This is a genomic window from Micromonospora sp. L31, assembly GCF_052068075.1.
GTDB lineage: Bacteria > Actinomycetota > Actinomycetes > Mycobacteriales > Micromonosporaceae > Micromonospora > Micromonospora purpureochromogenes.
This window is the reverse complement of the sequence record NZ_JBQHDC010000001.1, coordinates 889146-900633: the sequence shown is the minus strand read 5'-3', so window position 1 is coordinate 900633 and position 11488 is coordinate 889146. Positions and strand designations below refer to the sequence as shown.

General features: G+C 71.2%; 14 protein-coding genes. 7 read left to right on the top strand and 7 right to left on the bottom strand.

Annotated features, from left to right (window positions below):
- Positions 1-12 precede the first annotated feature (12 nt).
- The 4 genes from ACTMS9_RS04435 to ACTMS9_RS04420 all read right to left on the bottom strand — a co-directional run bounded on the left by ACTMS9_RS04435 (position 13) and on the right by ACTMS9_RS04420 (position 3214).
- Positions 13-909, bottom strand: coding sequence for a hypothetical protein (locus ACTMS9_RS04435; protein ID WP_441164184.1), 897 nt, complete (start codon positions 907-909; stop codon positions 13-15).
- Entirely contained in the window at positions 909-1400 is a 492-nt protein-coding gene (locus tag ACTMS9_RS04430; protein WP_377604524.1) for a SigE family RNA polymerase sigma factor, read from the bottom strand. The genes ACTMS9_RS04435 and ACTMS9_RS04430 overlap by 1 nt, the downstream gene beginning before the upstream one ends.
- A gap of 61 nt (positions 1401-1461) precedes the next feature.
- On the bottom strand, positions 1462-2445 hold the full coding sequence (locus tag ACTMS9_RS04425) for a ketopantoate reductase family protein (protein WP_441164183.1): 984 nt from the start codon (positions 2443-2445) through the stop codon (positions 1462-1464).
- Positions 2446-2470: 25 nt separating this feature from the next.
- Positions 2471-3214, bottom strand: coding sequence for a M50 family metallopeptidase (locus ACTMS9_RS04420; RefSeq protein WP_441164182.1), 744 nt, complete (start codon positions 3212-3214; stop codon positions 2471-2473).
- Positions 3215-3315: 101 nt separating this feature from the next.
- Here ACTMS9_RS04420 and ACTMS9_RS04415 point away from each other — a divergent pair, with 101 nt between their 5' ends.
- Positions 3316-3867, top strand: a complete 552-nt coding sequence (locus tag ACTMS9_RS04415) for a Uma2 family endonuclease (RefSeq protein ID WP_441147272.1) — start codon at positions 3316-3318, stop codon at positions 3865-3867.
- 124 nt (positions 3868-3991) lie between these two features.
- Positions 3992-4744, top strand: a complete 753-nt coding sequence (locus tag ACTMS9_RS04410; RefSeq protein ID WP_441164181.1) for a GH25 family lysozyme — start codon at positions 3992-3994, stop codon at positions 4742-4744.
- A gap of 87 nt (positions 4745-4831) precedes the next feature.
- Here the strand turns inward: ACTMS9_RS04410 and ACTMS9_RS04405 are convergent, their stop codons facing one another.
- Positions 4832-5062 carry a hypothetical protein gene (locus tag ACTMS9_RS04405; protein ID WP_441164180.1) on the bottom strand — a complete coding sequence of 77 codons (231 nt, stop codon included), beginning with the start codon at positions 5060-5062 and terminating at the stop codon, positions 4832-4834.
- 89 nt (positions 5063-5151) lie between these two features.
- Entirely contained in the window at positions 5152-7083 is a 1932-nt protein-coding gene (locus ACTMS9_RS04400) for a protein kinase domain-containing protein (RefSeq protein WP_441164179.1), read from the bottom strand.
- A 91-nt stretch (positions 7084-7174) separates the two neighbouring features.
- Between ACTMS9_RS04400 and ACTMS9_RS04395 the strand changes: the two genes are divergently transcribed.
- Both ACTMS9_RS04395 and ACTMS9_RS04390 read left to right on the top strand, forming a co-directional pair.
- A complete protein-coding gene (locus tag ACTMS9_RS04395) occupies positions 7175-7387 on the top strand; it encodes an acyl-CoA carboxylase subunit epsilon (RefSeq protein ID WP_441164178.1) in 213 nt (70 codons plus the stop codon).
- A 127-nt stretch (positions 7388-7514) separates the two neighbouring features.
- Positions 7515-7967, top strand: a complete 453-nt coding sequence (locus ACTMS9_RS04390) for a hypothetical protein (protein WP_154939588.1) — start codon at positions 7515-7517, stop codon at positions 7965-7967.
- Positions 7968-8322: 355 nt separating this feature from the next.
- Here the strand turns inward: ACTMS9_RS04390 and ACTMS9_RS04385 are convergent, their stop codons facing one another.
- Positions 8323-8454: a hypothetical protein gene (locus ACTMS9_RS04385; RefSeq protein ID WP_441164177.1), complete on the bottom strand. Its 132-nt coding sequence runs from the start codon at positions 8452-8454 to the stop codon at positions 8323-8325.
- Positions 8455-9333: 879 nt separating this feature from the next.
- Here ACTMS9_RS04385 and mycP point away from each other — a divergent pair.
- The 3 genes from mycP to ACTMS9_RS04370 are packed head-to-tail and all read left to right on the top strand — an operon-like array spanning position 9334 to position 11479.
- The gene (gene mycP / locus ACTMS9_RS04380; RefSeq protein WP_441147282.1) at positions 9334-10494 is read left to right on the top strand and encodes a type VII secretion-associated serine protease mycosin; all 1161 of its coding nucleotides are present in this window, start codon (positions 9334-9336) and stop codon (positions 10492-10494) included.
- Entirely contained in the window at positions 10491-10769 is a 279-nt protein-coding gene (locus ACTMS9_RS04375; protein WP_441147284.1) for a hypothetical protein, read from the top strand. Before mycP ends, ACTMS9_RS04375 begins: the two co-directional genes overlap by 4 nt.
- 53 nt (positions 10770-10822) lie before the next feature.
- Entirely contained in the window at positions 10823-11479 is a 657-nt protein-coding gene (locus ACTMS9_RS04370; protein WP_441164176.1) for a Maf family protein, read from the top strand.
- Positions 11480-11488 lie beyond the last annotated feature (9 nt).

Sequence of the window (11488 nt, the reverse complement as noted above, 5' to 3'; positions counted from 1 at the left end):
GATCTTCCGGTTTCAGCAGCGCGGGTTGGCGGCGACGCAGAGCCGACCGGCGGCGGTGCGACCGAGCCCCTCCAGGTCGGCCTGACTCAGGCCCGGGCCGGGACCGGTGCCGTCGGCCTTGAGGGTGGTCGGCCCGGTGGTGATCACGGTGACCAGGTCACCGACCCGTACCACCATGGTGGCCTCGACCTTTGGCGCAAGCTTGATCGCGGTGCCGTCGGCGACGCTGGCCGGCGGCAGCGACACATGGCGCAGCAGCACGGATTCGTCGCCGGCGAACCCGCTGACCGACCGCTCCCACCGGTGCGGGGTCACGGTCGGCACCGTCCTGCCGCCCACCTGCCCCGATCCGGTGATCTCCCACTGGGCGCAGGCGTCGAGCAGCAGGGCGACGGTGCCGAAGAGCAGCCGGCTCTGCCCCGGGTCGATGCGGTAGACGTCCTGGGTGAGCAGCGGTGGCGCGACCCCGTCGACCGGCCGCAGCAGGGTCTGCGACCGCGAATAGCGCGACGTCGCCGCCGACGGCACACCGCGCTCCCGGCCACACGCCTCCAGCACCGGATCGACCCGCACCGCCTCACCCAGGCCGGCCGCACCGATCTGCGTGCCGGTCTTCAGCCGCACGTCCCGCGCGGACAGCAGCGCCTCCCGCGGAATCTCGGCCGGCCCGGCGGTCGCCGTCGACGCGGAGACGGCCGCCACGGGCGGCGCGGGAGGCGCCGTCGCCCCTGACCGGCCCGCCACCACGTACCCGGAACCGGAGAGCACCGCGAGTACGGCGGTCGCCGCCAGCGCCGCCGTACGCCGGCTGCGTCGCCGGGCCCGGGCGCGGATCTCCTCCGGCTCGGCCCAGCGGACCCCACCGAGGTCCCGGTGCAGCCGGTCGACGAAGTGCAGGTCCTCACGCATCAGGCCTCCTCCAGGTCAGAGACGGCGAGCAGCCCGGCCAGCGCGGCGCGCCCCCGGGAGAGCCGGGCCTTCACCGTGCCGACGGGGGCCTCGGTCTGCCGGGCCACCTCGGCCACGGGCATGCCGAGCAGGTAGTACAGGGCGAGCGCGGTGCGCTGCTCCTCCGGCAGGCGACGCAGCGCGGCGACCACCTCGACCGTGTCGACGCCTGGGCCGGGCACGCTCTCCTCAGCGCCGTGCCGCAGATACGCCCGGGCGCGACTGCGCAGGCTGCGCCAGCGGCTGACCGCGATGCGGGACGCCACCACCCGCACCCACGCCTCCGGGTCGTCGTACCCGCTCACCGTCGACCAGCGCTGCCAGGCCCGGATGTACGCCTCCTGGACGGCATCCTGCGCCTCGGTCACGTTGCCGGTCAGCACGTAGACGAAGCCGAGCAGCCGTTGCCGGCTGCCCCGGTAGAACTCGTCGAACCCGTCGACGTCGGGCACGCGCTCACCTCCCGTGGCGTTCGGAGGGGACACGCGCGGCGGCACCACGCCGGTTGCCGGATCAGCCGATCATCTTCGCCAGCTCCGCGGGCGGGAAGCCGCCGGCCGGGATCCGCTCCCGGGCCGCCCGGCGCACCGCGTACGCGACGGCGGCGTTGGCCGGGGTCGGCACCCCGTGCAGCCGACCGAGCAGGACGATTTCGCCGTTGAGGTGGTCGACCTCGGTGGAGCCGACACCCCGGGCCAGGCTCTGCCAGGTGGAGCTGCCGGACCGCTCCTGCCCGTCGACCGGCCGGTGCCCGACCCGGTCGCCCCGCTCGGCGGCCTCCTCCTCGCTGCTGGTGTGCGCGATCCCGGCCGCGACGAGCACCGCCTGCCCCTCCGCTCGGACCCGGTCACGCAGGTCGGCGGGGACCTCCCCGCCGAGCAGCGCCTGCAGCCCGTTGCCGAGGTTGGCCAGCAGCTTGCCGTACTTCCACCGCATCACGTCGTCGCGCACCGGGGCGACGAAGCCGGCGCCGGTGAGGTCGGCGGCCACCGCGTGGTCCAGCGCGTCCGAGCCGGCCGGGTAGCGCCCGAGGTGCAGCATTCCCGGGTGCGGGTATCCGTTGGCGACGACCACGCCCGGCTCCAGGTGGGTGGCGGGCAGCCAGACGCAGACCGCGTGCACCCGGGCGAAGAGCCGCAGCGCCGCCGGCTCGTTGGCCACCCCGTTCTGGGCGGTGAACAGCGGCAGCCGTTCCCCCGCCGTGCCGCCACCGGCGACCGGCGCGTCCGCCCAGTCGGCCAGCGCGGCCGGGGTGTCCTGCGACTTGACGGTGAGCACCAGGACGGTGTCGGCGGGCAGCGGCCGCTCCCCGGGAGCGTCGGTGGCCGGCCCGCGCCAGGTCGCCGTGCGGTCCGGGGTGCGCAGGGTCAACCCGCGCCGCCGGATCGCGTCCAGGTGCGCGCCACGGGCCACCAGCGTCACGTCGTGGCCGGCCTCTCCCAGCCGTACGCCGATGGTGCCGCCGACCGCACCCGCCCCGATGATCACGTACCGCATGCGGCCATTCTGCTCTCCCGACCGGTTACAGGGTCAGGCCGGCGTCGGTGAGGATCGGGCCGGCGAGCAGCACCGCGCCGACGGCCAGGGCGAGCACGTTCACCAGGGCGAACACGGTCACCCAGAACAGCGCGGGGAACGGGGTCAGCCGGGCCAACTGGTCGGCGTCGGACTGCGGCATCCGTCCCCGGCTGCGCAACCGTTGCAGCTCCACCACCGGCCGTACCCCGCCGAGGAGCAGGAACCAGACGCCGGTCCAGGCGAAGGCGGCCTGCACCTGCGGCGAGGCGTACCAGGAGACGGCCAGCACCACCCCGCCGGTGACCAGCAGCGACAGCACGCCGAAGACGTTGCGGATGAGCACCAGCATGGCCAGCAGCAGCGCCACCGCGAGCCAGAGCAGCAGGGTGATCCGGTTGCCGCCGAGCAGCCAGGCCCCGGCGAGGCCGACCAGCGACGGGGCGACGTACCCGGCCAGCAGGGTGAGAATCATGCCGGGGCCGGTGGGTCGGCCGGCGGAGAGGGTCAGGCCGGAGGTGTCCGAGTGCAGCCGGATGCCGTGCAGCCGGCGCCCGGTGAGCAGAGCGGCGAGGGCGTGGCCGCCCTCGTGCGCGATGGTCACCGCGTTGCGGGCGACCCGCCAGGGCAGCCGGGTGGCGACCACGACCAGCGCGACGACGGCGGTGACCAGGACGAGCAGCGGGGGTGGGTCGGGCTGCGCGCCGAGGAGCTTGTCCCAGAGGTCGCCCAGCCCGTTGATCGACACCATGGGCGGGGAGCCTACCGGCCCGGGCTGGTGTCGTTCGGCGGGTGCGGCCTCGTATCGTGTGAGACTGATCGGGTGGCGAGCGGAGCGGGAGGTGAACGGCGGTGAGCGCGGCTCCCCTGGAACACCACGTCGGCCTGTGGACCGAGGCCGACTACCTCGCTTTGGGCGAGACGCCTGACCGGATCGAACTGCTCGACGGGAGTCTGCTCGTGAGCCCTGCCCCGAGTCGGCGGCACCAGCGGGTGGCGCGTCGACTGGCGAACAGCATCGAGGTCGCGGCAGAGCCTCGAGGACTCTCGGTTTACGATGCGATCAATGTTCGGCTGGGTGTGGACCGGATCGTCATTCCGGATCTCGTCGTAACCGACGCCGACGACGAAGGAACCTTTCTCGACGCTGGCCAGGTGTCTCTCGTCGGTGAGATCGTGTCCCCGGGCAACGCCGCCGCCGACCGGGTGCTCAAGATGCAGCTCTACGCGATCGCGCGCATCCCGTGGTACCTGCTGGTCGAACAAGACGGCGAGACGCATGCGCTGCGGTTGTACCGGCTCGACGGTGAGCACTACGTCGAGGACCGGGTGGCCAAGGCCGGCGAGACGCTGACCATGACCGAGCCGTTCCGCTGGCAGATCGATCCCACCTCGCTCCGCTGACCGATACCGATCAGGCGGCCAGCCACATACGAGCGTCGATGAAAATTTCCTTAGCCCCTCTTGTGATCTAGGGCAACTACCTCCAAGGATTGGCGTCAATCAATCGGCGTCCTCGGAGGCATCCATGACCCGTACCACATTCTCGCTGCGCCGGCTCCTCGCCGCCGGCCTCACCGTCGTCGCCACCGCGGCGGCGGCCCTCGTCGGGACCGCCGGACCGGCGGCCGCGGCCACCACCCCCGGCATCGACGTCTCCCACTACCAGGGCTCCATCAACTGGACCAGCGTCCGCAACGCCGGCATCCAGTTCGCCTTCATCAAGGCCACCGAGGGTACGAGCTACAAGGACCCGAACTTCAACGCCAACTACACCAACTCCTACTACGCCGGGGTGATCCGTGGGGCGTACCACTTCGCCCGGCCGAACATCTCCTCCGGTGCCACCCAGGCCAATTACCTGGCCTCCAACGGTGGCGCCTGGTCGGCCGACAGCCGCACGCTCCCGGCGGCGCTGGACCTCGAGGCCAACCCGTACAGCGGCGGCTACTGCTACGGCCTGACCACGTCCGGCATGCGGAGCTGGGTCCAGGACTTCCTCAACACCTACCGGTCCCGCACCGGCCGGTACGCGGTCATCTACACCACGACGAGCTGGTGGAACCAGTGCACCGGCAGCTGGACCGCGCCGTGGGCGAACCACCCGCTCTGGATCGCCCGCTGGTCCACCAGCCCCGGCACCCTGCCGGCCGGCGCCCCGTTCTGGAGCTTCTGGCAGTACACCAGCACCGGCTCCGTCTCCGGGATCAGCGGCAACGTCGACCGCAACTACTGGAACGGCGACCGGACGCGGCTGATCGCGCTGGCCAACAACACCTGACCGGCGCCGGACACAGGTCGGCGGCAGCGGGATCGGTCACCGTACGGTCGATGACTGGTCCGGCTGCCGCCGCCGTCCTTCGTCAAATCAGGCCCTGCGTCGCGCGGTCACGGGCACCGGCACGGCATCCTCGCCGGCCAGTGCGCTCCGCCGGGCGAGGCGCCAGGCGGCGACTCCGGCGGCGGTGACCGTCACGACGGCGAGCAGCGCCACCAGCGCGGGCATACCGGCACTGACCAGCAGCAGAACGATGTCTCCGAGGGCAACGAGCATCCACAGTGCCAGCCGGGGGCGGGCGTCCTTGCGTCGGTAACCCATGTCGTGCCTCCTTCCGTCGTCACGGGAGAGATACCCCGGACGAGGGAAGGTCATGCGAATCCATTTCACACGGACGCGATTCCCGCGCGTCAGCCCTGACGGTCGGGCTTGAACCCCTTGACGATCACGTCGAAGTTGGCGAGCTGGGCCCGCCAGTCCTTCTGGGCGACCTCCCACCGGATGGCGTAGCCCCGGTTGCTCGCCGTCACGAAGCCCCGGTTGCGCACGTGGATGCGGGTGTTGTCCCGGGTCTCCAGCCACTCCCAGTCGGCGCAGGTCCGGTGCCAGTCGCAACGCTCGATGCCGAGCAGCTCGTAGTTGTTGACGAACTTGCGGCGGTCCGGCTCGATCGCCCTCCAGTCCGCCTCCGCGTCGGGCTTCGGGTTGGGGGTCCACTGCACGAGCATCTCGCCCACCCCGCCCTGCTGGAAGAACACGACCGTGTCCGAACCCGTGCGGCTGACTCGCCAGCCCGGCGGCAGGGGGATCGAGAAGGTCGGTCCCTTGTGCAGGGTCCAGCCCGCGGGCAGCGCGTTCGGGTCCGTCGAGGGGGTGGCCGAGGGCGTCGGGCTGGGCGGGGCGGCACTGGTCGGCGCGGGCGCGCCCGGAGTCGACGTCGGGGCGGCGGCCGACGAGGTCGCCGCGGCGCCGGTGGGATCGCCGGCCTGTTGCCCGCCCCGCTCCGGGTCGTCCCCGCCCCGGCCGAGCAGCGGCACGAGCACCGCGAGACCGACCAGCAGCACCAGCACCACCGCGCCGATCAGCAGGTTCCGCTTCTGCCTGCCGCGCTTCGTCCCGTCGTACACCGAACCGGGAAGGCGCTCGGCGGACGCCGGCGCGGGACTCACCGGCGCCGGCATGACCGACGTGGGGGTGCTCGGCTTCGGCGGGTCCTGCACCTTCGTCGTCGGCTCGGCGTCGGCGGCCGGACGCGGCGGGTCGACCTTGGCGGTCGGCTCGGCGTCCACGCCCGCCGGCGTCGTGCTCGTCTCGTCCTCGGCGGCAGCGGCGACCCCGGCGGCGCCGGCCGCAGCCTCGGCGGCTCGCGGCGTGGCCTCAGCTCGCGGCGCGGGGGGCTTCGGCGTCGACTCGGCGCTCGTCTCGGGCGGGCGCGGGGCCGGCACCAGCGGCTTACGCGGCTCACGCGGGCCGTTCGGCCCCGGCCGGCGTACGCCGTCCAGCAGCGAGATCCCCTTGGCGCGCTTGCCGCCGGCCCGGCGCAGCAGGCGCTCGGCCACCTCGGCGGTGATCCGCTCGGTCGGGTCCTTGCGGAGCAGACCCTGGAGCACCGGCTTGAGCGGCCCGGCGTTCTTCGGCGGCGGCAGCGGCTCGGTGGCCAGCGCCGCCAGGGTGGCGATCGCCGACGGCCGGGCGTACGGGGACTTGCCCTCCACGGCGGCGTAGAGCGTCGCGCCCAGCGACCACAGGTCCGCCTCCGGACCGGCCGTGCCGTCCTTGGCCCGCTCCGGCGCGATGTACGCGGGCGAGCCGAGCACCATGCCCGTGCGGGTCACGTTCGGGTCGCCGGGAATGGTGGCCAGACCGAAATCGGTCAGTACCACCCGGCCGTCGTTGCCGAGCAGGACGTTGCCGGGCTTGATGTCGCGGTGCATCACGCCGGCCTTGTGCGCCGCCTTCAGCGCGCCGAGCACACCGAGCCCGATCTCCACCGCACGTGCCGGCGACACCGGGCCGTCCTCGGCGAGAGTGTCCTGCAACGACTTCGACGCGACGTACTCCATGACGATCCACGGGTCGCCGTCGGTGCGCAGCACGTCGAAGATGCGGACCACGTTGACGTGGTTCAGCCGGGCGATCGCCCGGGCCTCCCGCAGGGAGCGTTCCCGCATCTCGCGGCGCTCGTCGGTGGTGAGACTGGGTGGCGGGACGAGCTCCTTGATGGCCACGTCCCGGTGCAGCACCTCGTCACGCGCCTTCCAGACCCGGCCCATGCCGCCCTGACCGAGCGGCGAGATGAGCCGGTACCGGTCAGCGACAAGTTGGGGAAGCGCGTCAGACATCGGAGAGACGGTACCCGGCGCCACCGATGCTCACACCGCCGGCACGCCACTGTGCGTCGAAGGTCAAGTTCGCGACGCGTACGCTGACGCCATGTCTGCCGAAGAGCCGCTGTTCCGAGTCGTCCGGGGCGTCCCGACCGCCGACGAGTTGGCCGCGCTGGTGGGTGCGATCGTCGTCCGGTCCCGACCGGCCGCCGCGCCCGCGCCGCTGACCACGTCCGCCTGGGCGCGCAGCGCCCGACCGACCGTCGCGGCGCCCTCCGCCGGACCCGGCGCGTGGCGCGCCTCCGGCCTCCCCCGCTGACCGTTCCGCCAATCCGAGCGGATTGAGCTGGGGCGCAACCACCGTGATGTCCTCAGGACTGCCGAGATCGCTCCGCACCCATTAACCTCACTCAGGGAAACGGGGCCGTGACAGGTAGGGAGGATCGATGATCCCTGAGGAGGACCGGCCAGCTTCCTGGCTGCGCGACTACGGCGGCATCGAGGCCGACATCCGCCAGATGAGCGAGTTCGCCGACCGGCTCCAGGCCGAGGTCGAACGCAACTACGCGCCACACCTGTCGTACATCGCCGACGACATGAGAGCACCCGTACCCAACCCGTGCGACGCCTTCGTCGAGCTGGTGCAGTTCCTGCACGCCCACTGGGAGACCCAGCAGGCCACCGCGAACATGGTGCACGACCTGGGCGGAGCCACCGGCCACCTGGCCTCGGCGGCCGGCCGGATCGCCTCCGACTACCGGGGCGCCGACGCCTTCGCCTCGGCCAGGGTCGCCGACGTGGAGGCGGCGCTCGCCAACCCGTACTCCACGATGTCCGGTGGCCGGGCCCGGCTGCCCGACCCCACCGGCCCGAACGGCGGGCCGGTGGTGCTGCCGTGATCGACAGGGGCAGCGGCCGGACGTCCGGCCTCACCGACTGGCAACTGATGGACGTGCTCAGCATGTGGGCCTGCGTCCAGGACCACGAGACCCAGGGGCACTGGAAGCAGGTCGCCGGCTGGCGCAAGGTCTGCGACCTCGCGATGAACCACCTGCGGCGGCTGCACGAGTACCGGCGCGGCCTGGCCGAGGCATGGCCCCCGGAGACCAACGCGGCCGCGCGGGCATACCTGGCCGAACTCGACCAGCTCATCGACCGGGTCCAGCACACCCATGACGCCGCCGCCGCCAACCACGACGCGCTCGCCGCCGCCACCCGCGCCATCGACAGCGCCCGGCCCGAGTTGAAGAGGCTCTACGAGCAGTACTCGACCAAGCTCCAGCAGAAGCGGTCGTACGAGGCGACGCTGGCGGATCCGAAGGCGGCGGCGGGCAGCCGGGTGGTCGACCCGCCGGTGACGGACGTGGAGTTGGAGCAGCTGAACACCAAGGCCCGGGGGATCATGTACGGGTTGAGCGGCGAACTCCAGCAGGCCCAGGTGATGCTTCAGAAGCCGCCCCCGATACGTCCGCGTATCGACGACGCTGACCCAGCGATACAGGGCCCCGGCGCTTCGTCTGCACCCCTCATCCCGCCAATCGTTCCCGTGCCAATAGCTCCTGCAACCGCTACTAACTCCAGGTCGGCGACTCCAGCAAGTGCTGTCTCGATTCCTCAGGCCTCCAATGTTGGGCCAGTGCTTGGTGGCACCGGAGCAGGACTGGCGCAAGCACCGACGAGATCTGGTCCTATTGCCGTCCCGCCGCCCTCCCCCACTGCGCCAACGCCAAACGTCGGCCCACCCCCAGGCTTCCCGCCTCTTCCCAGCAAGGCGAGCCGGCCAGCTACGACCGGAACTCACCGCAGCCCTTTCCCGCCGCCATCTAGTGCAGTCAACCGCAATCCAATCGCGCCGAACGCTTCGCCCCGGCCCTTTCCATCGAGCGGACTCATAGGCGGCACCCCAGGGATGAACCTTCACCAGCCAGGAGGCACGCAACCTTCCCGCAGAGTCAATCCCGTCGGCGGTGTTATCGGCGGCGGTGGCGCCGGGACGGCACCTACCGGCGCAGCAGGCTCTCGTCCCGGCGGAGGGCGAGGCATGCTCTTGGGCGGCACTTACGGGATGCCCCCGCTTGGAGGCAGCCCAGGCTCAAACGCAAGCACTGGGATTACGGGTCAACCAAGACGATCCAAAATGGACGACGAATCCCGGCGTTGGGACCCAGAGCACCCTTGGGAGGTTGATGAGGGTGTTGCCCCAGTTGTACGACCGCCGGACGAAGAAGGCCCGATAGACCCGGGTCCGGCTATTGGGTTCCGCCGTTGAGGCAAGTTTTTGCAGCGTCGGGCGCCGTCGCACTACTCTTGGTGATCGCCGCACCCGGCGCTGATGTAAGCGCCGCCCCCAAACCGCCCGGCGGGGAGTGGGTGCGAAATCAGCAGTGGCACCTGGGATTCCTCGAAGTATCAGAGGCACACCGATTAACTCAGGGCAGGGGAGTCGTGGTCGCTGTCCCGGATACGGGAGTCGATCCCCACCCTGATCTAAGCGGCAATTTACTTTCTGGCACGGACACCATAGACGGCGGCCGCGGTACTGGAATCGGAGACCGAGACAGCCATGGCACGGGTATGGCCGGACTGATCGCCGCACACGGGCGACCGGGAAACCTGGGCGCCTTGGGGATTGCTCCGGAAGCCAAGATTCTGCCGATCTTGGTAACGCCGCCAAACGGAGACGGACAACCTGACGCACTTGCTAGAGGCATTGATTATGCAGTCGCACACAGAGCCCAGGTAATCAGCATCTCCAGCGGAGGCGACTCCAGCCCCGAATTGGAACGGTCCGTTCGGCGAGCCCTTGCTTCCAACATTGTGGTCGTGGCAGGCGCAGGAAATCGTCCGCGGGAGCAGTTCGTTGGTTATCCTGCCAGCGAGGCTGGGGTGTTGGCGGTGGCGGGCGTTAACCGTAGTGGCCAACACGCCGACATATCCGTTTCAGGGCCAGAAGTGGACGTCGCAGCACCAGGCGTAGACATAATCAGTACAAGCCACTCCGGAAATTACCGCAAGGGCACCGGTACCTCAGATTCCACTGCAATCGTTGCCGGAGCAGCCGCCCTTGTTCGCTCCAAGTACCCGGACCTGCCCGCTTCTGAAGTCGTGCACCGACTCACCGCCACCGCTGTCGACAAAGGCCCACCCGGCCGAGACGACGAGTACGGCTACGGCGTCATCGACCTGATGGCGGCGCTGACCGCCGACATACCCCCGCTCCCGCCCGACTGGGCGACGGCGAGCCCACCCCAAAACAACACACCAGCCACGACGGTGGCGGCCGAGCCTGCTGGCGGCGGGAGCGACGACAACTCGACCGCCCGGGGCCTGGCCACGCTGGGTGTGATCGTGGCGGCGGCAGGCGGCTACCTGCTCTGGCTGCGACGTCGCAACACTGACGACCCGCCGCCACGGATCAGCCGTTGACCACCGGCGCACGCCGTTTCCGGGTGGATGAAGTGTTCGACCTGACCGCCCGGCGCGGGCTCGTCGCGTGCGGGACCATGCTGGACGGCACACTGGTCAGCGGGCTCAGCTTCGTGGACGAGCTGACCGGCGCGCCGGTCCGAGTCATCGGCGTCGACTTTCCCACCCCGACCACACAACGCACCGGTCAGCACCTCCTCGTGGTCTCGAGGGAGGACGCCGCGCTGGCTCACACGGGTCGGGTCTGGGCAGGGCATGTCCTCCCTGAGTCCTGACGCCCGGCCGGTCGCCCGCCCGTCTCCCCAGCCCAGCCGGTAGCGTCGGAATCGTGCCGAACTCCCTGCCACTGCGCCTCGTGCTCGCCAGCCAGAGTCCTGCCCGTCGCAAGCTCCTCCAGGCCGCCGGGATCGAACCCGACGTGCTGGTGAGCGGCGTCGACGAGTCCCAGGTGGTCGCCGATCGGGCGGAGGATCTCTGCCTGGAGCTTGCCCGTCTCAAGGCGCTCGCGGTGCTCGACCGGCTGCTCGCCACCCCGGATGAGCGCACGCTGGTGCTCGGCTGCGACTCGGTGCTGGCCTTCGACGGGGAGATCCTGGGCAAGCCGGCGGACGCCGCTGACGCCACGGACCGCTGGCGACGGATGCGCGGGCGCAGCGGGGTGCTGCACACCGGGCACTGCCTGATCGACGTGACGCACGAGGCGCGAGCGGAGGCGGTCGCGTCGACGGTCGTGCACTTCGCCGACATCAGCGACGAGGAGATCGCCGCGTACGTGGCGACGGGCGAGCCGCTGGCGGTCGCCGGGGCGTTCACCATCGACGGGTTGGGCGGGGCGTTCCTCACCGGCATCGAGGGCGACCCGGGCACGGTGGTGGGGCTCTCGCTGCCGCTGCTGCGTCGACTCCTCGGCGAGTTGGAGCTGAGCATCACGGACCTGTGGACGAAGGTCGCGCCGGGGGGCCAGGAGGTCGAAAATCTCGGCTAGCGTCCGTTC